General features: G+C 57.5%; 19 protein-coding genes. 5 read left to right on the top strand and 14 right to left on the bottom strand.

What is annotated here, in order from left to right:
* Window positions 1–49: 49 nt before the first annotated feature.
* Window positions 50–1,468, bottom strand: a complete 1,419-nt coding sequence (locus Poly21_RS18775; protein ID WP_146408377.1) for a hypothetical protein — start codon at window positions 1,466–1,468, stop codon at window positions 50–52.
* Between the two features lie 246 nt (window positions 1,469–1,714).
* Between Poly21_RS18775 and Poly21_RS18770 the strand changes: the two genes are divergently transcribed.
* Together Poly21_RS18770 and Poly21_RS18765 are read left to right on the top strand one after the other, a co-directional pair.
* Complete coding sequence (locus Poly21_RS18770) at window positions 1,715–2,860, top strand: hypothetical protein (RefSeq protein ID WP_302119568.1); 1,146 nt, start codon at window positions 1,715–1,717, stop codon at window positions 2,858–2,860.
* 87 nt (window positions 2,861–2,947) lie between these two features.
* Complete coding sequence (locus tag Poly21_RS18765) at window positions 2,948–4,027, top strand: UbiA family prenyltransferase (RefSeq protein WP_146408376.1); 1,080 nt, start codon at window positions 2,948–2,950, stop codon at window positions 4,025–4,027.
* Between the two features lie 163 nt (window positions 4,028–4,190).
* On the opposite strand, the gene Poly21_RS18760 is transcribed toward Poly21_RS18765, so the two are convergent.
* The 7 genes from Poly21_RS18760 to Poly21_RS18730 all read right to left on the bottom strand — a co-directional run bounded on the left by Poly21_RS18760 (window position 4,191) and on the right by Poly21_RS18730 (window position 12,743).
* Window positions 4,191–4,733, bottom strand: coding sequence for a hypothetical protein (locus Poly21_RS18760; RefSeq protein WP_146408375.1), 543 nt, complete (start codon window positions 4,731–4,733; stop codon window positions 4,191–4,193).
* The gene (locus Poly21_RS18755; protein WP_146408374.1) at window positions 4,730–5,779 is read right to left on the bottom strand and encodes a methyltransferase; all 1,050 of its coding nucleotides are present in this window, start codon (window positions 5,777–5,779) and stop codon (window positions 4,730–4,732) included. The genes Poly21_RS18760 and Poly21_RS18755 overlap by 4 nt, the downstream gene beginning before the upstream one ends.
* A gap of 113 nt (window positions 5,780–5,892) precedes the next feature.
* On the bottom strand, window positions 5,893–6,993 hold the full coding sequence (locus Poly21_RS18750; RefSeq protein WP_302119564.1) for a GTP-binding protein: 1,101 nt from the start codon (window positions 6,991–6,993) through the stop codon (window positions 5,893–5,895).
* A 171-nt stretch (window positions 6,994–7,164) separates the two neighbouring features.
* Complete coding sequence (gene speA, locus Poly21_RS18745; RefSeq protein ID WP_146408373.1) at window positions 7,165–9,234, bottom strand: biosynthetic arginine decarboxylase; 2,070 nt, start codon at window positions 9,232–9,234, stop codon at window positions 7,165–7,167.
* A gap of 165 nt (window positions 9,235–9,399) precedes the next feature.
* Complete coding sequence (locus tag Poly21_RS18740) at window positions 9,400–10,443, bottom strand: hypothetical protein (protein ID WP_146408372.1); 1,044 nt, start codon at window positions 10,441–10,443, stop codon at window positions 9,400–9,402.
* Window positions 10,444–11,023: 580 nt separating this feature from the next.
* Window positions 11,024–11,974 (bottom strand): ribose-phosphate diphosphokinase, encoded by a 951-nt coding sequence (locus tag Poly21_RS18735; RefSeq protein WP_146408371.1) that lies wholly within the window; start codon window positions 11,972–11,974, stop codon window positions 11,024–11,026.
* Complete coding sequence (locus tag Poly21_RS18730) at window positions 11,967–12,743, bottom strand: sugar phosphate nucleotidyltransferase (RefSeq protein WP_146408370.1); 777 nt, start codon at window positions 12,741–12,743, stop codon at window positions 11,967–11,969. The genes Poly21_RS18735 and Poly21_RS18730 overlap by 8 nt, the downstream gene beginning before the upstream one ends.
* 652 nt (window positions 12,744–13,395) lie before the next feature.
* Between Poly21_RS18730 and Poly21_RS18725 the strand changes: the two genes are divergently transcribed.
* The gene (locus Poly21_RS18725; protein ID WP_146408369.1) at window positions 13,396–13,731 is read left to right on the top strand and encodes a flagellar biosynthesis anti-sigma factor FlgM; all 336 of its coding nucleotides are present in this window, start codon (window positions 13,396–13,398) and stop codon (window positions 13,729–13,731) included.
* 135 nt (window positions 13,732–13,866) lie between these two features.
* On the opposite strand, the gene Poly21_RS18720 is transcribed toward Poly21_RS18725, so the two are convergent.
* Window positions 13,867–14,868, bottom strand: a complete 1,002-nt coding sequence (locus Poly21_RS18720; RefSeq protein ID WP_146408368.1) for a sugar phosphate isomerase/epimerase family protein — start codon at window positions 14,866–14,868, stop codon at window positions 13,867–13,869.
* Between the two features lie 260 nt (window positions 14,869–15,128).
* Between Poly21_RS18720 and Poly21_RS18715 the strand changes: the two genes are divergently transcribed.
* Window positions 15,129–15,632 (top strand): hypothetical protein, encoded by a 504-nt coding sequence (locus tag Poly21_RS18715; protein WP_146408367.1) that lies wholly within the window; start codon window positions 15,129–15,131, stop codon window positions 15,630–15,632.
* Between the two features lie 38 nt (window positions 15,633–15,670).
* Here Poly21_RS18715 and Poly21_RS18710 read toward each other — a convergent pair whose 3' ends face one another.
* The 5 genes from Poly21_RS18710 to glgX all read right to left on the bottom strand — a co-directional run bounded on the left by Poly21_RS18710 (window position 15,671) and on the right by glgX (window position 23,708).
* The gene (locus tag Poly21_RS18710) at window positions 15,671–16,546 is read right to left on the bottom strand and encodes a radical SAM protein (RefSeq protein WP_146408366.1); all 876 of its coding nucleotides are present in this window, start codon (window positions 16,544–16,546) and stop codon (window positions 15,671–15,673) included.
* Between the two features lie 23 nt (window positions 16,547–16,569).
* Window positions 16,570–17,898 (bottom strand): asparagine synthase-related protein, encoded by a 1,329-nt coding sequence (locus tag Poly21_RS18705; RefSeq protein WP_146408365.1) that lies wholly within the window; start codon window positions 17,896–17,898, stop codon window positions 16,570–16,572.
* The gene (locus Poly21_RS18700; protein WP_146408364.1) at window positions 17,899–18,516 is read right to left on the bottom strand and encodes a phosphoesterase; all 618 of its coding nucleotides are present in this window, start codon (window positions 18,514–18,516) and stop codon (window positions 17,899–17,901) included.
* Between the two features lie 149 nt (window positions 18,517–18,665).
* The gene (locus tag Poly21_RS18695; RefSeq protein ID WP_146408363.1) at window positions 18,666–21,185 is read right to left on the bottom strand and encodes a glycogen/starch/alpha-glucan phosphorylase; all 2,520 of its coding nucleotides are present in this window, start codon (window positions 21,183–21,185) and stop codon (window positions 18,666–18,668) included.
* Window positions 21,186–21,617: 432 nt separating this feature from the next.
* Window positions 21,618–23,708: a glycogen debranching protein GlgX gene (glgX, locus tag Poly21_RS18690; RefSeq protein WP_146408837.1), complete on the bottom strand. Its 2,091-nt coding sequence runs from the start codon at window positions 23,706–23,708 to the stop codon at window positions 21,618–21,620.
* 599 nt (window positions 23,709–24,307) lie between these two features.
* On the opposite strand from glgX, the gene ligA reads away from it, so the two are divergent.
* The gene (ligA, locus tag Poly21_RS18685; RefSeq protein WP_146408362.1) at window positions 24,308–26,389 is read left to right on the top strand and encodes an NAD-dependent DNA ligase LigA; all 2,082 of its coding nucleotides are present in this window, start codon (window positions 24,308–24,310) and stop codon (window positions 26,387–26,389) included.
* The last annotated feature ends 101 nt before the right edge of the window (window positions 26,390–26,490 follow it).

The following is a 26,490-nucleotide window of genomic DNA, read 5'->3' as shown; positions in this document are numbered from 1 at the left end:
GCGAAGCGGACTGTAGGAGTCCGCTTCGCTCGGTTGTTAGTCACCGCGACTAGTAGACGCGTTGGCTTTTTTGGTCGTACAGCGGTCGAGCGTTGGGGACACCGGGATGGATGTTCTGCTCGGTGACCTTGATCCGACTGACCGGGTTGGGATAGCTCATACCAGGTTGCTGACGAACATCGATTTTCACGTTGCTGACAGGTTGAGGCATGTGCATCGCAGTGTGGTTGCGAATCGTGTGACTCTTCAGACCCGCGGGAGCACCCAATGGGATGTGGGGTGGTCCAGGCAATCCAATGGGCGTGCCGGTGTAGGGCATGCCGTATTGGGGTGCGTTGACGCCAGCGACCATGCCTGGCAGGCTCGGTGGGGCACCGACTTTGCCAGCACCCGGTCCGCCGCCACAACCATCGGTCATAGCCGGAGCGAATGGTGAGGGTAGTCCGGTGATCGGTGGTCCCATCATGCCGCTGTTTGCGACGCCGACCATGTTGCCGCCTGCCATCTCGATGTCTTTGTCGCCGAGGCGGATAATTGCCAGGATGCTACCACGACGATCGGCTTCCACGATCGGATCGATGCCTGGATCAAGCCGCGTGCTGACGAGCGTATCGATGCCTGCAATCGCCGGTCCTTGGAATTCGGGATCGGGAAGGTAGATGACTTTGGTGACGAAGTTGCCTGTGAGGACTTGGTCAAAATCCTCTTCACTGAACTGGAGTGGCACTGAGTTATGTGCCAGGTAGGCACCGGTGCGTGGATTGGCATAGGCCAATTCGACGGTTGGATACAGTTCCACGCCGGGGCGGCTGGGGATATTCGTCAATTTCAGACGGTACAAGCCACCTTGTGGGAAGTTTTGGCGGGCAGGCACGACGAGCGGCTCGCTGTCGAACAATCCCGATCCGCTCACGTCGTAGCGGACGTGCATCCCGTCTGGGCTGCCGAAGGTGACCTGGGCGGTGCTGATCATACCGGACATTCCGGAGGTCATCATCACGCCGCCACCCGGCGGAATGAATTGCCCGCTGCCGCCGCCAGTCAAGCAGTTCGAGCCGGCGGGACCACCCACTGCTCCGTGACCGCCACAAGCACAATCAGCTCCGCTGCCGGGCGAAGGCCCGTCCTGGAGCATTCTGCGGAATCCAGCGGTTTGGACGTCGACTTGATCGTAGCCAACCTGCGAGATTTCCGGATTCGTCTTTTCGGCGGATGTTTCCGCGATGAGCTTGCCGCTGGCCTTCTCACTGCTGGCGAGTGCCGCAGCAGCGGGGGCCGCTGTTTCTGCGGCTCCCATCATGGGATTGTAGGCTTGAGGCCCGAGTACGCCGGGTCCGGGGCCGCCCACGCCAGGTCCGGGCTGCATCATACGCTGCTCCGGTGGCATGTTGTGGCGAACCGGCACACACCCGGTGGCGATGAACGCCGTGGTCGCCGTGAGCGCCAAATGAGTGACGATTCGTTTCATGTTTTCCCCCGTCATGGGTCGCTGGGTTCGAGTTTCCGGCAATTCGATCGTGAATTGCTCTGCGGAAGTCGAACGGGTGGTGATTCGCCTGAAGACGAATCGGGATCGAATGGGATGGACTTGGACGACGGACGATCTTTACGATCACGTCGCCACTCGCTCTGAATCCGCTCTCGGACCCGTCGCTATGGGGTTGCATCGGCAATTCGAGCCCCGAATCTTTGCTAAAATCGTCACAACCTGCATATGAAGATTGATTCCTACCACCGCATCGCCTTTTTGCGGCGCTGTTTCGACGGTTTGTCGCTCACGTCAGGCATTCCTTGCACGACTTACCCAGCGGTGCTGCTGGCCTTGGTGTGGGCGAGCGTGTTGGTCGGCGGAGTGGCTCCCTCGGCAGTTGGCCAAACGCCGCCAACTCTTCAAAATCCATCGGCATCTCATCGCCCTGAGCCTCCGCAGGCGACCGAGCCCGCCCGCCGCCTGCTGGCGCGGGTGATCGAGCAAATTGCTCTCGGTCCCGCTTTTGACGCGAAAATTCGTCAACGAGTCCGCGTAGGTGATCGCGAAGTCATCGGCGTGGGGACCTATGAGCAGGCCGGCGACGGCAGCGGTTGGTTCAATCTCCAAGTCGCCATGCACGATGGAGACGGCAAACATACCTTGCAACAGATCAGCGACGGGCGGCTGGCGTGGACCCGCGAACAGATTGGCGAAGAAGTCACCCTGCAACGCGTCGACGTGGGGCGTTTGGATCAATGGGTCCAAGGCGCGGTGGCTCCCGTCTACCATCAAGACACTGCGGCAGACGAACCCATCGCGAATCATCTACCCCCCAGCGTACGAGTGGGTGCCTGGACGGAAATGCTCGAACGAATCGCAACCGACCATGATCTCACGCTGGCTTCGGGCAGACTCGAACAACGAGAGGTTTGGATTGTCCGTGGGAAATTACGAGCCGATATTCGGGAGCAGCGACTCACGGATTTTGGCACAGAGACCTGGCCCGAGCTATGTCCCACCGAAGTAGTTGTGGCGATCGCCAAGTCGGCCTCGGTCGAAAACGGCTTCGGTCGCGGACTGCCGCTCCGCATCGAATTCTGGAGCGATCCCGCCCATGCGACTACTACGCTCGCTGATTCGGATGACGATTTGGATGTCACCACTACAGCAGAAGCAGAAGATACTGCAGTTGCTGCTTCCACTGTTCCCGCTCATCTCATCAGTGTGATTGAGCTATATTCCATTCGTCCTATTTCGTCGCCACCGATCGGCCGGTTTCGATTCGAAAACCAAGACATGGAAGTGAATTTCACCAACGATACCAGTCGCTACTTATCGCGGTATGGAATTCATATCACCGAACGTCAAAGTCGCATGCTGCGGCGCTAAGTAGGCCTGACGAAGGATGTTCGTTGTCCACGCGATCCCATGCCTGATGCCGAAAGACTTTTCGACGTTCAAAAGAAGCGATCAAACATGAGCAAAGTGAATTGGATGTCGTGGGCTGAATTGGTGCGTCTGCCTAATACGTTCACGATCATCGCCGACATCTCAGCTGCTTTTCTACTCGTTCTCGGGGGCAGCGGTTGGTACACCGGTGCGCTGGGGCGTGTTGCAAGCGACAGTGATCAGCGAGATATTTGGATCGTGCTGGGACTGACCTTAGTATCGGCGGTTTCGCTGTACTGGGCAGGCATGATTCTCAACGACGTCTTCGATTTGCGGCGTGACGTGCGAGCCCGCCGTGGACGACCACTTGCCCGCCGCGCGATCTCGGTACGCAGCGCACAGTGTGCCGGATGGGGGCTGCTCGTCTGCGGGGTGATACCCCCAATTGCTGTGGGGATTTGCTGTGATAGCCGCATCGGCTGGGTGCCTGCGGTCGTTGCGGTGATCCTGAGCATCTGCATCGTTTTGTACGACGGGCCGTTGAAGCGAACGCCATTGGCACCGCTGTTAATGGGCGCCTGTCGGACGCTGAGTTTTTCACTTGGTGCGGCGTCAGCGAGCGCGGTGTTGTCGAAATTTGTCAGTGAAGAGACGTTGGCCTCACTCCAAAGCATAGCATTGGGGGATCCACTGGCCTGGGGATTCACGCCCGTGGTCTGTGCGTTCGCGATGGGGATGGGAATGTATATCGCTGGTCTGACTACATTCGGTCGCCGTGAGGCGGTGGGGGATCGCACGATCCATCTACCAGTCGGATTGGTGATGATGGCCGTCGGGGCGGTCATGCTCGCTTTCGCGCCACGGACGGCGGCCTGGTCGTCGATCGGAGAGGGCAATGCTTGGGAAGACGCGTGGCGCATCGACCCTGTCGTTATCTTTCCCGCGGCCATTCTATTGATGCTCGCAACGGCGCTGCTACGCGGATTCGCCGCCGCGAGAAATCCCTCGCCTCAGCGGATCGGTGCAACGATTGGTTCGGGATTAATGGCCATCATCCCACTGGCGGCGACGATCACGATGCTTGCGGTGGGAGCAAACATTGCTGTGCTGATCTTTGCCCTGCTCATCCCATCGCGTCTGCTGGCGTCCCGGTTTCGGATGACCTGAGCGAATTCAAATGGAGAGACGATGTTTGACGGGCTGTCGACTCACTCGTTCCAAGCGGTAAGTTGGAAGTTGCGTTTCTCTGAGTGTCATCAGCCCCAGGAATGTTCTCACCATCGCGAACTCGCCTGCTTGGCGGTGACAAAGCTCTCGAGCTGCCAAGTTTTTAACCGCGGTAAAAGTCGATCCAGTGCAGTGAGAGTTCTGGCGGATTGCCCTCAAATAGAGCTTTGGGAAGCCGGATTTCAAAGTATCCCTGCTTGTTGGGGATTTCTTTCGTCTGCTTCCCCTGGGAATCTCGTCGTTTAATGGGCATCCAGTATCGACTCTCTGTGTTGAGTTGGACGTCTTCCTGATCGTTCTTCCAACTCCGGATACGTGGTGTTGCGGGATGGCTGGAAACGGAGGCGTGGAGCGTGTCGGTGCCGTTGGAGACCCGCCAGCTCTCAAGGCCACTGACGTGCAACTGAATGACGATCTGGTCTGGCCATGACTCATCGCGCCGCTCAATCGTCGCTCGGCCGATGCCCCGTGTGCTGCGAATCGCGACAACCGCGCGTTTGCCGTTCGAGGTCACTTCGGCCGTGTCGCCGTCAACGGGCAACGTGATATCCCACTGGAGAGCATCGTCGTTGCCATTCGCCACGGTCCCGCATGCTGCGAGCATGGTGAGCGATGCGAAAACCATCGTGCGTGCAAACTGAATCATGATGGCTTCGTGGCTGCAAGGAAACCGCGGTCACCTACCGTGTCTTGGTAGGGATGCATCTCAAAGCCGTGAGGGCGTAGGAAATCGCGATATTCTGTCACGCTGTAGCATTTGCCCTGAGTAATATTCATCAACAGCGATGAATACTCTGCGACGGGGAGCGGACCAGTTTTTTCAGCGTTGATGATGGCCCCATGAATGATGATCAACCCGCCTGGTGGCAGCACCGCGACCGCTCGGTCGACAATCGACTGTGCTTCGGCGATATCCCAATCATGAAGCAGATTGGATAGCAGGATTACGTCGGCAATGTCTGGCCAGGGATCGCTGAACATGTCCGCCGACGCAACGCTGATTTTGTCACTCAAACCATTTCGCTCAATTTCGCGGCGTGCGATGGCGTCCACCGGCGCCTGTTCGAGCACAGTGGCGCGCAAATGGGGATGTCTCGCCACCATCGTCGAGCTGTAGATTCCCGATCCACCGCCCACGTCGAGCACATGCGTGCGATCTTTCACATAGGGCGTGACTGCTTCGGCGAGATGTTGACCAAACGCGATGCCACGACAGTTCATGAGATCGGTGAAACTGTTGGCGAACGTTTCGTCCTTCATCGATTCGTGCCAGTCAGCACCGTCCGATTTAGCCTGCCAATTTGCGGGTTTGCCTGTTCTCAAAACGGTAACAAAGTCTTTCAGTACCGCCGAGTCAGCAATGGGACGGTAGTACGGTCCGAGAAACCAAGGGCTGTCCTTGGTCAGGTATTCCCGACCAACGTCCGTCAGGTGGTTGCCACCATTGGGGGCGGTTGCAATCAAGCCGCTGGCTCTGCAGAGTGTCATCAGCACGTCGGCAGGACGTGGTTGCCAATCGAAATGCTGACAGAGCTCCGTGAAGGAAACCTCTGGATGCTGCTCGAGATAGCTAAAGAGATCAAACTCCAGGATTGCTGCGGCGATGAGGTCGGCCGCGTATTGTCGATCACGAAAACGCAGGATCGTGGCGGGCTCGGTGGTCGGACGCTGGGCCAGATGGGTGTTCGACAATCGTCATTCTCGCGATGGCGTGAGGCGGGGGAGTTGAGCTTAGAGAATAACCGTGGAGCGGTGGTTTTTTAAGTGCCCGCCTACCCTGGCAGGGTCGCCGCTAATACGTCCACCTAAACAGACGTAACTCGGTGGGTGGGTTCCGGGCGTCCAGGACGGAAAGCTTCGATCTGCTCGATTTTTATCCTCGCGTCAAGTTTCTCGGCGACCTTCGTGAGTACCGATTCAATGAGCGGACGGAGTGACTCGGGGGCCAAGCAAACGCGTGCATTGACGACCATTTTGACTTCGTCTGCCGAGCTCTCACTGGCCACTGACAACATCGGCTCAGTATCGCTGCTGACGAGGTTGACAACGCTCACACTGCTCGCTGATGAGCAGAGAATTTTCAGGTGGGCGGGCTCGGCACCGATCTCCGCTAGTTCGCTACGGATCGTTTGGAGTGCTAGCATCGCGAGGTCATCGATCACGATGTTTTCTTGGGCGTTAAAACTGGCCGTGGCGTTGAGCCAGCCCAGTTCCGCTTCGCCTTCGGCATACACGTCGTAGTCGACCTCCATCAGGTGGTTTCGAGGTGCTGCCGAAGCTCGCAGGGCTGCGTAGAGTCGATCGAGATTTTCTCCGGTGCGCGCGGAGATACAGATTACTGTCCGACCGGGGTATTGCTCGTCGATGTGGTTTCGGAGCAGCTGGACTTGTTCGTCGCTGAGCTCATCAATCCGATTGATCAACACAAGTTCAGATTCTTCGAGTTGTTTGCGAAAGATGTATTCAGCCTTCGGCGAAAATCCGGCCTGCCCGCCGGAGAGAATTCGCAATGCGTGGCTGGGTTTGAGCACCACTGCGTAGGGGCTGTGGTCGAATTGCTCACCGAGCCGCTGCATCATCGGCAGTGCGATCGTCGCGACCAGGTCGGTACAGCTTCCAACCGGTTCGGCCAGCACCACGTCTGGGCGTTGGCGAGTTTCAAATTCCGCCATCGCATCGGTCAGACCATTGAAGTTGCAGCAGAAGCAGGAGCCGGCGACCTCATTGACTTCCAACCCCTCACTGCGGAGTAACTCCGTATCGACCAATCCCGCAGCCTGGTCGTTGGTGACGATGCAGACATGCTTTCCTTCGGCTTGGAATTTCCTCGCCAGTTTCGAGATCAGGGTGGTCTTTCCCGCGCCGAGAAATCCACCGATCATGATAAATTTGATTGGGTTTGACATGCGGCGAGTTATGCTCAGCGAGTGTGGAGTGCAGGCGAATGGAGCCTGCAGTCTAGCAGGACATTCTAACGAACGCCAGAATGTCCGGAAGGGTCGGAGATACGTAGGATGGGACCATTGTCCCGTCCGTGACCGTCGCGTGTTCCCCGGGAAATGGTCCCTAGCTACGCCCTAGGAGCCACTGCCCCGCCGTGATGATGTCAGGTACGTGTATCCCGCCAAAGCCTGCTCGTACGCAGCGACGGTTTGTCCGGCTTGCTGGTGGTTGATTCGTCCACTGTCAATTGCGTTTTCGACCGCCTCCTGAATTGCTTCGACCAGTTCTCGTCCCTCGTACTGGACGTAGCTGAGGACTTCCGAGACGGTGTCACCTTTGACAATGGATCGAATCTTCGTCACGTCGCCATCGAGTTCGACATGGACGGCGTGAGTGTCTCCGAAGAGGTTATGCAGATCGCCCAGGATTTCTTGGTAGGCACCGACCATGAACACGGCGAGCTGGTACGGTTCGCCCACTCGCAGTGGGTGCAGCATCAGCGTTTGCGTGCGATGTCCATCACCGACGAACGAGTCAATTTTGCCGTCGCTGTCACAGGTGATGTCACCGAGCACCGCGTGGCGGGTGGGCCGTTCGAGCAACCGATGAATCGGCATGATGGGAAACAGTTGGTCGATCGCCCAGGAATCGGGCATGGACTGGAACAGTGAGAAGTTTGCGAAGTAAATATCGGAGAGCATGCGATCGAGATCACATAGATCTTCGGGAATTTCGTCCAGTTCCGCCGCGAAATCGCGAGCCCGATGACAGATGGCAAAATACAGCGTTTCTGCGGCAACGCGTTGTTCCAACGGCAGATACCCACCGCTGAACAGGTTCATGCACAGATCGAGCGCAACTTGGGCGTCGTGAAACGTCTCCAGCATATTGCCAGGGGTCATCAGTTTGTACTGTTCCCAGAGATCATGCACGGGCTGTTCGAATTCGAATGGCGGCCCTGCGGGCTCATCGCTACGAAGCTGGCGTCCGCGAATTTCTTCGCTGAGTGCGTCTTCGCCGAGGTTGTTGTCGTCACCGATTTCGTTGGCTTCGGCAGTCCGAGCGGCTTGCTTCTCATCCGCCGGCACGCGGGCCCAGCTGGGTAAACTCCCCCCGCCCTGAGACGTCACACCGAGCGTTTCCATCACCAAGATGCTGTGTTGCGCTGCCACGGCTCGACCGCTCTCGGATATCAGTTGGGGATGCGGTACGTCTGATTCATCGCACACGCTTTGGACATGGTACACCACGTCATTGGCGTATTCCTGAATCGTGTAGTTCATACTTGATTCGTTGTCCGATTGCGAACCGTCGTAGTCCACCCCGAGGCCGCCGCCGACATCGAGATATCCCATCGCGGCACCACGTTTCTTCAGATCCACGTAGACGCGCGCGGCTTCGAGAATGGCGGACTTCAGCTGGCGGATATTGCCAATCTGGCTACCGACGTGAAAATGCAGTAGTTGGAAACAGTCACCCATGTCCATCTCGATCAGGCGATCGAGTTGAGCCAGCACTTCCGCAACGGTCAAACCGAATTTGCTGCGGTAGCCGCCACTGGCCTGCCAGCGCCCACTGCCACGAGTGGCGAGTTTCACCCGAATTCCAAACGTCGGTCGCACCCCGACCTCGGCGGCAACACGCAGAATTAAATCCAGTTCACTGACCTTTTCGACCACAGGGATTACTGTGCGTCCGAGACGCTGGGCGTGGAGCGCCAGCCGAATGAACTCTTCATCTTTGAAGCCATTGCATACGATGGGCAGTTCCAGAGTGCCCATGGCGACGGCCGCGAGCAGTTCGGGCTTGCTGCCTGCCTCAATGCCAAACCCCAGCTGCCCACCTTCGCTCACGATTTGTTGCACCACTTCACGTTGTTGGTTCACCTTGATGGGAAATACGCAGCGGTATCGATTGCCGTAGTCGTGGTCTTCAATCGCTTTGTGAAAACACGCGGCCAAGCGATGGAGGCGATCGCGAAGAATGCCGTTAAAACGGATCAAGATCGGCAGTTCCAACCCGCGATCGACTAACCGATCGACCAGCTCCTTCAGATCAATCGATTCAGGTTTATTCGGGTCGGGTGAGACGAGAACCGTGCCATTTTCCGAGATGGAAAAATAGCCGTCACCCCAGCGCTCGATCCCATACATCGCCGCTGCATCCTCCACAGCCCAAGACTCGTCGGACGGGGGAGAGGTCATCGCCAAATGTTCGTTCACAGGTATCAAATCCGGGGTGCAGGTGTCGCCCAATGCTCGTAGTTCATCCCAGTCGGGCCGCGGTTCATTATCCACGTACCGCCTGGCACGGCAACGCCGCTAATCATGTTGAGCATCACCGGTGCGGCGATTCAGCCCAAATTAGCATCAGCGGCGATTCTGAAAATGTGAGATGCCTTTGACGAGCAAGCTGACGCCAGTCGATCCACAGAAAATGATGCCAGCGATGGCTTTGAACGGCTTTCGAGCTTCCACTTTCCCCATCAGCACAAGGCAGAGTAAGACGATCAGAGCGATTGCGACGCCAATGAACACGACGCCGCCGACGAGGCACGCGATGGCCCCAACCGTCGAGCCCGATTCCCCACCTGAGGACCGCTGTTGATTGGCCTCCCGCTGAGCTTGCTCGAGGTGGCCACCGGCGGATCGATAGGCGGGTGTGGCTGCCGGGCTGGGGTGGGCGTAGCCGCCGCCCGCATAGGCCGCTGGTGATGGAGAGCTGCTGAATAGGCTGATCAGCCCCCAGATCGCGCCTCCTAACACAATGGGATACATCAAAATTCCGAGGCAGGCGACGGACACGCAGATCGTCGGGACGAGCGCTGCCAAGCAGGTTAGGATGCTCACCCACCGCGGGCCTCCTCGGAGCATCGAGATCGCGCCGCCGAGCACGACGACAAAGTTGATTGCCGCCACGCCAAAGATCACCAGTACCACGGATCGCGTGCCTGCCTGGTCTGGGTTGTCGCTGGCGAGCGTCATGAAAAACTGTGCGACGACAAATAGGAGCGCGAGTGCATTCGGAATGGCAATCAACAGCGATTGCGGCAGGAGTGCCGATTTACCACCGCCGGATATCGAGGAGCGACCGGCCGCGGAGGCGTACGAGGGCGTGGGGGCGGCGTAGGGGTTTTGTCCCAGCGGACTGGGCTGGCTCGCTGCTGAGCGGCCCCCACCGAAACCGGTCGTGGGCGAGGTGGGCAGGTCACCGAACAGGGAGTCACCTGCTGGTGTGGCAGCAGACCGGGGGGCTGGTGCCCGTGGAGCGGTCGGCCGTGGAGCCGCGCGTGGGTTGGTGCTCGGCGACGGGCCGTTGGCTGCAGTTCCGCCCTGCGGCGCTCGCACGGTTAACTTCGTTCCACACTTTGGGCACTGGAACGTGGTTGTTCCCGCCTGGGTGGGCAGCCGCATTGGCACGCTGCATTTGGGGCACCGGGTCGTCCGTGGCTGGGAGCCACCGCTCGATGCCGTCGACTGAGCTGGGGCTTGGCGGGGCGTGGGCTGGGCAGTTGCCGCGGGCCGCGTGGGGGCTCTGCTGGCAGCAGGGGCTGGTCTGGACGACAGGTTCGGAGTCGTATTTGGCGTCGATTTCCGATCGACCAGGTAGACTTCCCGGCATTTAGGACAGCGGACCTGTTTCCCTCTCATCTGATCGGGAATGCTCAGTCGCTGAGCGCACTTGGAGCAAGTTAGAACGAGTGCCATGGGGTCGCTCGCAAGTGGGGGGAAAAGAAATGCCGGTTTATTCTAATCCCCAATGCCGTCGTCGCGTCAAATTGACGCGCAAAAAATGACGATCATCCGAGCGAGGCCCGCGTGGGCGGCTGGCGGGCGTCGCTCCCGTACGCAGCGATCGAGGGCTTCGGCGATCGGTAGAGCTTCTACCGAAATCGCCGGTGAAGAACGGCATTCAAGTTCCGCCGACGCGTTTCGGGGCGAAGGAATATTCGGCTCGGCGGTGTGGCAACAGTGCTCCCCAAAGAGCCAAAAATCAACGTTCTCGGAACAATTCGCTGATCGATTGATCGTGGTGGATTCGCTTAATCGCCTCTGCCAGCAACGGGGCCACCGAGAGCTGGACCAGGTTGGGGAGTAATTTGTCCTCAGAGAGTGGAATCGTGTCGGTCACGGTAATCGAATCAATCGGGGCGTCACGTAGACGCTCAATCGCAGGGCCGCAAAAGATGCCGTGCGTACAAGCGATGTGAATTTCTTTCGCCCCGAACTCGTGCACGAGTCTGGCGGCGCCGCAGATCGATCCCGCCGTGCTGATCATGTCGTCAAACAGCAATGCAATGCGTCCTTTGACGGGCCCGCCAATGATGGTGCTCTGCCGAACCTCGAGCGCGCTGCTGCGCCGTTTATCAACAATGGCAAGTGTCCCACCGAGCCGTTTGCCATGTCCGACGGCACGCTTGATGCTGCCTTCATCAGGGCTGACAACGACGATTTCCTCACCGTCAAAACGACGACTGACGAAGTGATCGTTGATTACCGGAGCGGCATAGAGGTGGTCGACCGGGACGTCAAAGAAGCCTTGGATTTGGGCTGCGTGCAGATCCATCGTGAGCACCCGATCGGCACCAGCACGGGTGATCAGATTGGCGACCAATTTGGCCGTAATGGGCACGCGTCCCTCGTCCTTGCGGTCTTGCCGCGCGTAACCGAAGTATGGGATTACCGCGGTGATGCGTTCGGCGCTGGCTCGTTTACAGCAATCGATCATCGTCAACAGTTCGATCAAGTTATCGTTGACCGGCGGGCATGTCGGCTGCATCAAGAAGACATCGCGACCACGCACGTCTTCATCGAGTTTGCAGTAATTCTCACCGTCAGGGAACTGTCCGAGCGTAATTCGGGCCGGTTTGAGGTGCAGATGTCGGCAGAGTTTCTCAGCGAGTTCGGGATTGCCACGGCCGCTGAAGATTTTGAGTTCACGCATATCCCATCGCTCGCATTGTTTGATCGACCAGTTGAAGTTCAGCAGGGTTGTTGATCGACAAGGATTCGCAGTCCTTGAGGACGGGCAGTGCCTCGACCGGCCGTCCGGCCTCGTAGAGCAGTCGAGCACAGTCGGTGAGATAATATTCACCCTGGGCGTTGTCGTTGCTGAGGTGCTCGAGCGCCCAGATCAGATCCGGAGTGGCGAACAGGTACGTACTCATGTTGACTTCGTTGATTTCCAACTGTTCCGGCGTCGCGTCCTTATGCTCGACAATCCAGGTGAACTGTCCCTCGGAATTTCGCACAATTCGCCCCAGTCCCGTCGGGTCGTCTTTTTTGAGTGTTCCGAGCAGTAGCGCGGGCTGGGTGTTTTCAAAATGGGCGACCAATTTCTGAAGGCTGTCTGCTTGGATTAGCGGCGAGTCGCCAGCAATCACCAGCGTCAGGCCATCGTGTCCGGCAAGATGCTCGCGGCACATCTGCACGGCGTGGCCGGTGCCAAGCTGTTCGTTCTGCTCGGCGAACACGATGTCGCCGTCACCGCGTGCGTTCAATGCGTCGCGGACGGCTTGCTTCTCGTACCCAATGACCACTACTTTTTTACTGAATCCCGCTTCAGAAGCGGCATCGAGCACGAAGTGAATCATCGGGCGGCCGACGACGGGACAGAGCACCTTGGGCAGGTCGCTATTCATGCGTGTTCCCTTGCCAGCAGCCAAAATCACGGCCACGGCAGTTTGGGCGGGAGCGGGGACAGGGTCAGTCATGGGGTGGTCAGTGGGGGGCGGACGAAACGAAAATGCGTGCGTTGGCACTCTGCGGTGTCCAATCGTCCCCTGTCAAGCGGAATCGGGCAACCGGGCTGCCGCGGGAGAGCAGGAAGAAGCGGTTACCGGGTTGATTTGCAGTCGTCGATCGATCGCTTGGCCGACCGCTGTTAGCCCCGGCGAATGGTCTTGCAATGCCGGCGACTGGTCTTGCAATGCTGGCGACTGGTCTTGCGACGCCGCTCACGGGGTTGCTAATCTGAGCGTTGACCCATGCTCCGGGAATGTTTTCTGTTTGAACGAATAAAATACGCTTCAGAAATCGCGATGACCGAGTCGATACTAACTGTGTTCTCACTCATCTGCGCTTGCGAAGTCTCCACTGATTCTGACGGAATGCATCCTGGGACAAGGATTGCGGCGCTGGTAACCGAACCCGAGAATTGTCACTCAGACGAACGAATTTTGCTGGGAAACCAACCTTTTCGTGAGTTCACGAGTCGACTCGGTTGCCGCACAGCCCAATTCCAAAACCGTTTCTGACGAGATTCATATAGTTGTCAATTGTCCACCTGTTTGGCGGGCAAGCACCCACGACGGGTGACAATTGGAGATCGTCAGGTTCCGCTTTCCTCCCAGGGAGCCAGTGAAGATGCAAATTTACGGACCATTTCGACTTTCGACCGCCGCGCCCACGTCATCGGCTGCGAGCACTGCGGCGACCAACCGCAGTACCAATCGACTGGCGACGCCCAACGCTGCAAAAACGTCGGCCGCGCCCGTGGATCAATTGGATTTGTCGTCGACAGCCAAAGCCGCCGCCAGTTCGCCCGCCAACCGGCTCCATGAGAGTTCCGCCGTCGCCGGAGGTGGTGACATTCGCGTTGACCGAGTGGCTGATCTTCGCCGCCAAATTGCTCAAGGCAATTACGATACGCCTGAGAAGATGGATATGGCCTTGGACCGCTTTCTCGACGGCTTTGCCTAACAGCCAGTCAATTGAATTGACATGGCGACTCGGTTGCAATTTGTGAGCCGAGTTCGATCGAGGCACCGGACAAGCCCGGCCGCTTGCGCGTCTGGGCTCACTAGTATGACGGATTCGTCCGCTTGGCTTCTCGGCTCAGTCCTGGAGCGACTCGAACGTTCGCAACTGGTAACCGATCTGCGTGTAATCGAGCAGATTGCACAACGCACGGGCTGCGATCCCAAAACCGTCGGGGCCGCTGAAGCCGCCGAATTGGCCGCCGCCGCGCACATGGGGTTCCAGATCCATGAATACGCCGTCGGCACCGCGGTCGACCATCCGCTGGTGCAGGGTTGGCAAGAATTCACGCAAATCTCTCAGGATCGCTTCATGGGCACTATCGCCACGATCGGCGGGTACAAAGTGGCTAGCTGATTCCTCGTCGACGTGCTCGACGCGGCCACGCAATCCTGGGTCGCTATAATCCTTGATGTGTAGCCAGCCGAGCGATGGTTTCATGGCTTGGTATTCCGCGTAAACCTGATCTGGCGTGAAGCCTTGCATGGCGATATTCGCACCATCGAATATGGTCAACATCGCCGGATGATTCACCTTCGCTGCGATGTCGGCAAGCAGGTGTCCCGTCTGTCCGACTAGATTGGCTTCGACCTCGAGACCAAACGTCAGCCCGCGGGCATCACAGGCTTCGGCAATTTGGCTCAACTGGTCGGCAACGCGGTCGATATGATCTTCGGGAGCGGTGCCTTTGGGATGATAGAACGAGAATCCTCGCAGCAACTTGGCGCCAAACGCTTCCGCACGATCGCAGGCGATCGATACATCCTCACGTAAATATTGGTCAAATGGAACGAACTTGTTGGCCGTCCCGTCATCGATATCGAGCAGTTTGACTTTGCCGATAGGCGAGCCGATGCTGGACACCTTCAGACCGTAATCTGCATGCATTTGCTGCAGCATTTTGATTTCAGTCTCGTCGAGCGCCATCACGTTCTTGATGCCATTGCCGACATCGACGAACCGGATCGAGTAGTATTCCAGTCCAATGGCGGCGAGGGCTGCAAACTGTTCGTTGGCTTGCTTGGAGAGTGCGGACTCGTCAGCGAAACCACTGAGCAAAACGATTGGTGCGGAGTTCATTAAAAGGGACATCCCAAGGTACGGTGATCAGGTGCAACGGCTAGATGGTGATCGCGAATCAATAAGCCACGTTCGCCAGATCTTGGCTAAAATCACGTCGCTGCGTTCGTCAGAAAGTGTAACTTAACCTCTGGCGAGGCTAGCTACATGTGCCGTAACGCGTTTTATTGTCTCGCTGTCGCCTAGTGTGCGATAATATGACCCTGGAGTGAACCCGGCAGCTCGACCTCACGCGCAGAACGCGGCAACCCCTGACTCAGATGAATCTCTTTCAGTTCCAACCCACGTTCACCGTCGACGTTCCGGTGGACCAAGAGAGGGCGATCGCACGATTGAAAACGGCAATTGCGAGCGAGGAGCTGCACGGGTTTGCAGAGTCGGCCGGAATGGTGATCGACTTTAAAATCGCCCCCGCAGAACGTCGGTTCTGGTCACCGCATTTGTCAGCCCAGTGCGGCGAGACAGAGGACGGGGCGAGGATCTTTGCTCGCTTCTCGCCACGGCCAGAAGTTTGGACGATGTTCATCGCGATCTACTTTGTCGTCGCGATCTTGATCTGTTTGGCGATGATAGTTGGTTACGTTCAATGGTCACTCGGGTACGCACCCTGGTCGTTGGTGGCGGTGCCGATTGGGCTGCTGTTGATCGCTGGGCTGCATGCCGCCAGTTTAATTGGCCAGCAACTTAGCGCCGATCAGATGACGCTGTTACGTAGTCGGCTCGACCGCGCGATTGAAATTGCTTTCGGCGACGGGCACAAGTAGCTCAAGGCTATTGGCTCAAGCAAGCAGAGCACGTGAACTTAGCTCCCGCATCGATCACACCGGCTCACCGGCAGGGATTGCTGCCTGGAGTTCATCGCCTGAATGTTTTTGATGCGAGCATCCTGGCACGTGGGACAGTGTCGTACCATCTCGATGTCCCAGGTGTCTGCGGTGACCACGCAGCCCGAATCGTCAGTGCGTATCTGCGACAGTGAGTCGTGCAGCGCCGTCTCCAGTTGCATCAGGGTTGGCGAGACAAACTCCCCGGTGGCGATGAGCTTTTGCATCGCCGGGGTGTCGCTGCGGGTTGGAATGATGGCGACGAACTGGGCTCCGGCCTGAGCGGCATGGATCACGGCTTGCACGGCATCGTCGACACATTTTTTGGGGTTGGCGTGTGGCAACTGCAGCATCACGAAGCACCGGAGAGCAATCTCATTGCGCTGCAGGAACTCGGCCGCACCAGCAAAGTCGTCCAACGTCATCTGTTTCTGTTGGCGTGCGAGCACATCGGGATTGGAGGTTTCCAGTCCCACGGCGACTTCGAGTTGAGGCGAGAGGAGGTCGCGAAACCGCAGTAGCCGTTCGCCGCACATCGTAGCGTGGTTCTCAACGATCACCCGTTCAAACGGTTTGCAGAGTTCGGCGATTTCCGGCCAGTCGGCTGGTGGGATACTGAGCGGATCGGTGAAGTTGCCGCCGTTGTAAAGTTTGATGGCCCAGGTCCCTACCGGCGAGGTGAGAGAAGCTGTTGCGCCACGGATCTGGTGTGGGATCGATCCCACTGGTGTGGCGCCGGGATGGTTGTGCTTCCAGAGATCGCAGAAGACGCATTCAACGGGGCACCGCCGAGCGGTGAGCAGCAGTGTCAGCGTGGGGCGTGTGCGGTTTTCACCGATGGCTTCATGCTCCACGCTGACTCCATAGGCGGATGGACCTAGGAACACAGTTCGCGGAACGCCTTGCGATATTCCATCGGCGATTGCGGGAAGATACGATCGAACGCATCTCGGGAAACCGCACCATGTTGGAAACGCCGCTTCTCGAAAGTCGGCATCTCGATCCCTGTCACCGATTTGACTCCGGCGGCAACGACACTGCCTTTGAGCTGATACAGGGATTCGTGATCCCAGTCGGTTAGGTCGATGAACGGGATCGCCTCGGCGACTTCGATTACCGACGGGGTTGCGAAGGGACTAAAACCGGAGAAACCGAAGGCCCGTAGCACTGCCGAAGAGCGGGAGTGCCCTCGGCTTTGGCCGCCGCTGTAGGTCAGTGAGTGCTTGATCGAATCAACCCCCCAGCCTTCCTGATAGAGCATCAGGTTGTTCAGCACGCTACGGATCGTTAGCTCAGGGTTGTCCTCGATCAGGTAATCCTTGAGGTTTTCATCTCCGCCATCGCCATCGACCAGCCATCGCCAGTCGGGATACCGTTGCCGAATCGCTTCAACGAGTGCGGCTGCGAAGGTCGCAGATTGGATGTCGAGCGGTTTGTAGTCCTCGACCAGTTCAATCGCTCGCCGCCAACTGACCTGCTCCTCAGGTACTTCAACGACTTCGAGGAGTTCGGGAAAACCGCACTTGTTGACGAACTCAGCGGCCTGTTTGAAATCCTGTGCATGGCCGTCAACGGCCAGCGAGAATGCTTTTAGACGCGTGGGGGCCTGGCCGCGTCGCAGCATCAAATCATAGAGCACGCACAGCACCGCACCGCTATCAATGCCCCCGGAAAACAAAACACCAATGGGCTCAGTTTCACCGATGCGATCCAGCCATGCATCGCAAACCCGCGCTAAACGCGTGATGTATTCGTGACCGATCGCGGGGACGTCCGCGGGCAAGCGGTTCCGCTCGGGCGTGAAGAAACGTTGATGGACCGGATTCGGATCAGGACATCCGACGAGTTGTAGCTCGATTAAGTAGTGGGCCGGCACCATGCGCGTGTAGGAAGGGTCAAACTGATCGCGCAAACCTTCACGCTGGAGCCAGGCGGCGATTTCATCGATGCGTTCAGCGACGACCAAGCACGGTCCGGCTTTGAGTTTGGCCATGAAGTAACGCATCGGTCGTCCGATCGTCCGCACCATCCGCACGGTGCGACCGTCTTTTTCACAGATCGCGAACTGACCTTCGATTTTAGAGATGCGTTCACGGTCACCGCCTCGCACGATCTCTGCCGCCGATGTGGCGGTTTCATTGAGGAGGACGTTGGCGTCCGGATCCATCAAATTGACGAGCCGGTCGATCGTTTGTTGAGTAGGCATTTAGCGGGTCTCCGGGAACAAGGCATCCAGACACAACTGACTCCATGTTTCCAACGCATCATATTGGGTTCGTAACTGGGCGATCGTCAGAAACTCTCCGTCCGCCAGTTCCGCTTCGTTGCTAGTCACCTGAGGGTGATCGAGTGTGAAGCGATGGATCACGCCCAGGTGCACGCGGCCGACTTCGTTGCTGGGATCGTACAGCAAGCCTTCTCGCTGGTCGACGTAGTCGCACTGGATCGTTACTTCTTCATCGAGCTCGCGGCGCATGCCTGTTAGATAGGGATCTTCATCGCCTGCGGCGTCCTCGCGGCTGATGTGGCCGCCCACACCGATGCTTCGCTTAGCGTGCAATCGAGATTCGCCCGAGCCCCCGCCGCGTGTGTACGTAAAGACGCGAACGAGTCCGTCCGCTGGATCGGTCCACTGCATCACAACGTAAGGGATCAGCTGCTTGAAACTTGGGTCCAATTCCATCGCCGCTCGGGGCCGATACGAAAGCTGGTCACTGGCGAGGATCGGCATCAGAAACCGATCGACATCGACCTCGAATCCCTCGAGATGTCCCAGTGAGGAAATGAGGTCGGCGGGCACGACCAGGACGTGTTCTTCAGACATGGGTGTTTTTCAAGGGGGGAAGATTTCTTGGGCGAGCGGCAGGTGTTTTCTTAACAACCCAAACGCGTGAGTTTTCCTGAGGCTGACGCCACAGGTGTGATATCACCGTGGCTGAAAAACTCTGCCTGCTGCGTGCGTTGGATCGGTACCTATTTCAGTGGCGGCAACGCGCGGACGTCCCAGATGTCTTGGGCGTATTGCGCGATCGTACGGTCACTACTGAACCATCCGCTTCCGGCGGTATTGAGAATGCTCATTTCATTCCATTTTGCCGTGTCTTGGTAGGTGTTACTCACTTCGACCTGCGCGTCAATGTAGCTTCGCAAATCGGCAATCGTGACCCACGGATCGTGCGGGCTCCGCAGTCCACCGGTCAGCAAATCATACAGGCCAGGGTTATTTCGATTGAATGTTCCGCTTTCGAGGATACTCATCAACCGGGCGATATCCGGATCCGCTGCGATAATATCGTTGGGCCGATAGTCTTTCTTCGTTTCGACGACTTCTGGCGCGTCGAGGCCAAACAAGAAGAAGTTTTCATCGCCGGCATTCTCGCGAATCTCGATATTGGCACCATCGAGTGTGCCAATTGTGAGCGCTCCGTTCATCATGAATTTCATGTTTCCGGTACCGGATGCCTCTTTGCCTGCCGTCGAAATCTGTTCAGACAACTCCGTCGCTGGGCAGATCACCTCCATTGACGAGACACGGTAGTTCGGGAAGAACACCATTCGCAGCAGATCGCGGCACTTCGGATCCGCATTGACTACTCCTGCGACGTCGTTGATCAATTTGACGATCAATTTTGCTACGTGGTATCCCGGTGCTGCCTTTCCACCGATCAGCACGCAGCGCGGAGCCATGCCGGTGGTCTCGCCGCGTTGGATGCGATCGTAAAGGTGGATGACGTGTAACACGTTGAGCAGTTGGCGTTTGTACTCGTGAATCCGTTTGACTTGAACATCAAACATAAACGATGTATCGAAGTCGACGCCCGTGGTTTCAGCGACCAGTTCAGACAAACGTTTCTTGTTGTCGAGCTTGATCGACTGCCAGCGCTGGCGGAAGGTCGCATCGGTCGCCAGCGGCGCAAGTTCTTTGATCTTGGTCAGATCGGTTTGCCAGCCATCACCAATAGTTTCGTTGAGTAGGTCTCGTAGACCGGGATTGCAGTGAGCGAGCCAGCGTCGTTGAGTGACACCATTGGTCTTGTTATTGAACTTGCGTGGCCAAAGTTGGGCGAAGTTCTTGAACAAGCCACTCTCAAGTAACTGGGTATGCAATCCAGCGACACCATTGACGGAGAAACTGCCGACGATGGCCAGATACGCCATCCGAATGTGCGGGTTATCGCTTTCTTCGATCAACGACATCTCACGCCGCATGCCGACATCACCCGGCCACTGCTGGTCGACGAGTTTGAGGAACCGAGCATTGATCTCGTAAATGATCTCGAGCAATCGAGGCAGCAATCGACTGAATAGTCCCACCGACCAACGCTCAAGTGCCTCAGGCAGCAGCGTGTGGTTGGTGTAGGCCATGCACCGCGTGGTCACGTCCCACGCTTCGTCCCACTCCAGGCCGTGCTCGTCGAGCAGCAACCGCATCAATTCGGGCACAGCGCAAGCCGGGTGGGTGTCGTTGAGTTGGAAGCAGTTCTTTTGGCCGAACTGCGAGAAGTCTTCGCCATACTTCTTTACCCACCGGTCGATGACGTCCTGGAGCGATGCTGAAACGAGGAAGTACTGTTGCTTCAGACGCAATTCCTTTCCGTTTTCGCTGGCATCGTTCGGGTACAGCACCATCGAAATCTGTTCGGCATTGTTTTTTGTCGCGACGGCTTCGGTGTAACTGCCCGCGTTGAATTCAGCGAGATCAAACACGTCCGTCGTCGACGCTTTCCATAGACGCAGCGTGTTGACGGTTTCATTGCGATAACCTGGAATGGGCATGTCAAATGGCACGGCGAGCACATCGTGCGTATCAACCAGCCGCTGGCACATCTTCCCTTGATCGTTGGGATACTGTTCGGTGCGACCATAGAACCGGATTCGCCGACTGCTCTCAGCGCGAACGATTTCCCAGGGGTTGCCGTCGCGGAGCCAGTGATCGGGATCTTCGACTTGGCGTCCATCTTCAATACGCTGGTGGAACATGCCGTATTCGTAGCGGATGCCGTAGCCAACCACAGGGAGTTGCAGGTTCGCACAACTGTCAAGGAAACAGGCAGCGAGCCGTCCCAAGCCACCATTGCCCAAGCCCGCATCGAGTTCTCGGTCAGCAACGTCCTCCATCTCCATCCCGTAGGCATGCATGGCGGCGCGTGTTTCGTCGTCCAGATCGAGGTTCTGAACGGCGTTGGTGAGCGAACGGCCGATCAAAAATTCCAGAGATAGGTAGTACACCTTGCGGTCGTCGCTCTCTCGCATTCGACGCAATGTCTGCTGCCACTCCGGCACCAAGCGGTCACGCACTGAAATTGCTAAGGCGCGATACAGGTATCGTTGATCCGATTCGTTGCCGGGCGTTTGGCCATCGTCGAAGTGGCCCAGCGTGACTGTTAAATGTCGGCGGACAGCGGTCGGAAGATCGAGCTCGCCCAACGAGAGTGGCTGCTTAGAGGCTGGTTTCGACTTTGCCGAAGCTGAATTGGTGAGCGTGTTGGACATGTGCGTAGTGCTTTCGTAGAGAAAGTAAAGAGGTCTGGGTGAGACGAGAGATGCGTCCCCCCTGGACATGGACCGCCCTATGGATACGGTTGGAGTATAGAGGGATCTGATTGCCACGCCAACGTCGCATCTTATGCGACCGGTGCGCAAGGGCCGGTTTGATCACGAGAGGGCGGCTTGCGGTTAAGGACGGAAACAGTAGCAACCGGGCAAAAAAACGCGATTGCAGCGGGATCACGCGTCCTCAGAGGCGGTGAGTTGTCGTCGTTGAACTCATGGCGAGTTGCGGCGATGCGGCATTGCCGGCAGGAAGGCCGGAAGTCTTCAAGACTTCCGCTACCTCCCCAGCCAAACGGGCGCCCGGATTGTAGAAACTCACAGCCTCTCCGGGACGATCCGCGCTCTTAATGAAGAAACACCTGCGGTCTGGCTTCACGTCAATTGCGCGTTGCAGACGTAAATCTTCATGGAGTGCCGTGGCATGTCGATAATGCGGTTGCTCGGAGCGACCGGGCCGTCAATGTCCGGAAAGATATCCTTGGGTGGAATCGCGGCCGTGTCGGCGAATAGGTTCCACACGACGCCGCGTCCGATCGAAGGCAGTTCGAAGTCGAGATTGTCGCCCGTGCTGTTGAACATAATGATCAAATCGCGGCCAAGTCCTTCGGGATCGTCAGCGCGACTGGGGGCGGCGATGTAAGCGGTCATCGCCAGCATGCCTTGGTCCCAGTGCAACGGATTGCCTTTGATGCCATACCATGACACATCGGGGACTTTGCGGCCGTCGATCGGACGACCAGTGAGGTATTCTTTTCTCCGGATCGTCGGCTGGTTCTTACGGAACTCGATCATCGCACTGACGAAACGGGCTAAGTCCGCATTCCGTTCGACCAGCCGCCAGTCAAACCACGAGATGTCGTTGTCTTGGCAGTAGGCGTTGTTGTTACCTTTCTGCGTGCGGCGCACTTCGTCACCGCTGACGATCATTGGGACACCTTGGCTGACCAATAGCGTGGCGAGCATATTTCGGATTTGCTGAGAGCGAATCGTGGCGATTGCCTTCTTGCGAGTCGGGCCTTCGACGCCGTAGTTGTCACTCGTGTTATGGTTGTCGCCGTCACAGTTGTTTTCGTTGTTGGCCTCGTTGTGCTTCTCTTTATACGAGACCAAATCGTTCATCGTGAAGCCATCGTGGCTGGTGATGAAGTTGATGCTGCAAAAAGGCGGTCGACCGGCGTGTTCGTAAAGGTCACTACTACCCGCCAGGCGTGTTGCGAGCGGGCCAAGCGTGCCACCATCACCGCGCCAAAAGCCGCGTGCATCGTCTCGATAGCGACCGTTCCATTCGGCCCAACGATGGTTGCCGAAACTGCCGACTTGATAGGCGCCAGCGGCATCCCAGGCTTCGGCAATGATCTTGGTATCCGCTAGCATCGGGTCCTCGGCGATCAATTCCACGATGGGTGGGTTAGAAATCAAATTGCCGGTGCGGTCACGACTGAAGATGCTGGCTAGGTCGAATCGGAATCCATCGACATGGTAGTTGTGCACCCAGTGCCGCAAACAGTGGAAGATCATTTCACGGACGACGGGATGATTACCATTGAGCGTATTGCCGCAGCCGCTGTAATTGCAGTAGTGCTGGCCTTCGCTGAGAATGTAGTAAACCTGGTTCTCCAGACCTTTGAACGACAGAGTCGGCCCGTTTTCGTTGCCTTCACAGGTATGGTTGAAAACCACGTCGAGGATGACTTCGATGCCAGCCTGATGCAACGCCTTGACCATCTGTTTGAACTCGTTGACCTGCGCCGCTGGCGTCTTTCCGTGGGCGTACCCGCGGTGAGGTGCAAAGAACGCCATGGGGTCATATCCCCAGTAGTTCGGGCGTTCGAGTTTTTTTCCGTGCGGTTCAAGAATCGGGAATTCATGTACCGGCATCAATTCAACGGCCGTAATACCGAGCGATTTCAGGTACGGAATCTTCTCGATGACACCGAGATAACTACCCGGCGCCTTCACCTTGGCGGTCCGACTCTTCGTGAAACCTTTGACGTGCATCTCGTAAATGATCGTCTCGCTCATGTCGCGACGGAGATGCCGGTCGCCCTCCCAGTCGAAGGAGTGGTCGACGACGACGCACTTCGGCGGACGAATCAATCCGTCTTTACCGGTTTGGTAGGTGCCCGCCAGGGCCTGCGCATACGGGTCGATCAAACGCGCCGAGGCGTCGAAACGATGTCCGTTCTCTGGCTCCCATGGGCCGCTGGCTTGGAAATGGTAGAGCCCGCCGGCCTCCATTCCGGGAACCTGCAGACTCCAGACGTCTCCCCAGCGGTCGGTATCGCGATCGAAATCGATGATTTCAGCCGGTTCGCGATCGTTAACTTTGTTGTACAGCAACAATCGCATTTCGGTTGCCGAACGGCTGAACACAGAGAATTGGGTACCGGTTGCCGTCGGCGTCGCCCCGAATGGAGGTGCGTAGGCAAATTGTAGTTCAGGGCACGGTTGTCGCATCAGCATTGAAAGATCGCTCCTTGAGTCATTCAGATCGGAACGGCCAAACGCGTCTGCTTGCCACGCGAACCCAGTGTCGTTGGCAATCATCACGCCGGCTGTCCGGTTAGGTTCCAGTCGTCAGGTGAACCCTACCACCCGGTCCCAGTCAAAGCCGCAGAATCGTCCGGCGATACCGCAAAATCGGCACGCGGGGCGACCGTGCGCTCCAATAAGGCAATCGGCTCATTCCAGGTAATTCATGAGAGCCGTGACGGATAAACCACTCCCGCAACTCGATGGGGATGATCGATCCCGTCAGGTACCAGTAGTGGGGGTCGACTGTCAGGGGAACCTCGCTCGGATGAGCAAAGTCATCCGAAAACTCGGAAACGATCTCCTTGTTAGAAGGAAAAGTGAAAATGTCTGAAGAATCGCATCTTATCTGCACAGGCGGACGAAACCGAGCACGAATTCACTTGTTTCGGCGGGTATCGCCACTGCCGTCCCTAAATTACCCCTAGTGGGGAATTACCTCCCCGCGGTTGGCCACTCGCGGGTAAGATTTCCAGCAGACGATGAGCGTTCTCGTCAAGTACTCGTAAAGATTGGGCATTTTAGTCACGATGACGGACCATTCAATTCAACAGCGGATCGATCAGCTCGTCGAGCAAATTCGCTATCACGACCGGCTTTACTACCAGGACGCCGCGCCGGAAATTTCGGATCTGCAGTACGACCAACTCCTGGCAGAGCTCGTCGGATTGGAGCAGGATCACCCTGAATTTGCCGCTTCTGATTCACCAACCCAGCGGGTGGGGGGCGACGTCGTTGAGCATCTGGTGTCGGTCGAACATCGCGCGCCCATGCTTTCGATTGACAATACCTATAGCCGCACAGAATTGCGGGCGGCCATGCAGCGTATCGAAAAGTCGCTAGCTCCCTCGCTCGCCGAGGGTGACGCAGTGGTCTGGGTAATGGAGTACAAAATTGATGGGGTCGCGGGGTCGATTCGTTACGAAGACGGGCACCTCGCCCTGGCGCTGACGCGGGGAAACGGCGTCTTGGGTGACGACATCACCCACAATGTCCGCACCATTCGGGATTTGCCCCTGAGACTCGAAACCGAACATCCACCCGCCGTGGCCGAACTTCGCGGCGAGATTTACATGACCGATGCCGATCTCGCCGATCTGAATGTGCGACAAGCCGAGGCCGGCGCCGAGCCGTACAAGAACACGCGCAATGTGACCGCTGGCACGATTCGGCTCCTCGACCCCAAGATTGCCGCCGCCCGCAAACTGCGATTTTTCTGTCACGGCAGCGGTGAGCTGATGGGCGTTGATGCCAACAATCATATGGAGTTCCTCGACTGGGTGCGGCGCATGGGCGTTCCCGCCACGCCCAATGTCGTGCGGCTGGAGTCAATCGAGGAAGCCCTCGACGCCGTCGCAAAGCTCGAAGAAGGGATGCCCGACCTGCCTTTCGAAGTTGATGGTATCGTGTTCAAAATCGATTCGTTTGCTCAACGGGAGACATTGGGCGTACGCAGCAAGAGTCCACGCTGGGTCATCGCCTACAAATTTGAGCGTTACGAAGCCACCACGCGTCTCGAAGCGATCGAGGTGCAAGTCGGTAAGACAGGCACGATTACCCCGGTGGCATATCTGACACCGGTGGACATTGCCGGCACGACTGTGTCGCGTGCCTCTCTGCATAACGCTGACGAGATCGAGCGTCTGGATGTTCGCGTGGGCGATCTCGTTGTCGTTGAAAAAGCGGGTAAAATCATCCCCAAGGTCGTGCGTGTGGAGAAACATCTCCGCACCGACGAACTGCCGGTGTACGAGTTTCCAACCGCATGCCCCGAGTGCGCCGAACCGCTGACGCGTGACGAAGGCGGTGTCTACATTCGCTGCACCAATCCGCTCTGCCCGGCACAACTCCGTCAACGGTTAGTCTATTTCGGCAGCCGCGCAGGGATGGATATAGATGGGTTGGGCGAAGAAGTGGTCGATCTATTGCTGCAAAGGAATCTGGTGGCCTCGTTCGCTGATCTGTATCGCCTCGATACCGACACGCTCGCGGAATTGACATGGCCTCGTCAGCGAAAAGGTAAAGCCGACGAGATGATCAACGTCCAATTCGGTCGTAAAAACGCAGAGAATTTAGTGGCCGGAATCGATGCCAGCCGGACTCGCGGACTCGCTCGGGTGTTGGCATCGATCAGCATTCGGCATGTTGGACCTCGAGTGGCAAAGTTGATCACCGCCAAGTACTGGACCCTCGCGCAGTTGCAAGCGGCGACGGCTGAGGAGATTGCGTCCATCCACGAAATCGGTGAACGAATCGCGGAGAGCCTCACTGGCTTCCTGCATAGCAATCACGGCGGGCAGGTGCTCGCGGATCTGCAGTCCGCCGGCGTTGTTCTGAGTGAACCTGAGCCGCAGGTGACGGCGGTTGACCAGGACAACCTACCGCTAGCGGGCAAGATAGTCGTCGCCACTGGGACGCTCTCCCACTACACCCGCGACCAAATTAAGGCGCGGATTGAAGAACTTGGTGGGCGGGCGGCGAGCAGCGTCAGCAAGAATACTGATTTCCTGATCGCGGGAGAAAAAGCTGGCAGCAAACGGAACAAGGCCGAGAGTCTCGGCGTCGAAGTCATCAGCGAGGACGAATTCCGCGCACGATACGAGTCGCTGTAGCGATTGGCTGAAGGGCTGAATTATCGCTTGGCACTACGAGCCGAAAGCGTCTGCCCCCATCCGATATGACTAGCCAGTTGACGATGTTGGGTGCTCTATTG

Source organism: Allorhodopirellula heiligendammensis, assembly GCF_007860105.1.
In the GTDB taxonomy this organism is placed as follows: Bacteria; Planctomycetota; Planctomycetia; order Pirellulales; family Pirellulaceae; genus Rhodopirellula; species Rhodopirellula heiligendammensis.
This window is presented reverse-complemented; position numbering and strand designations above follow the sequence as displayed.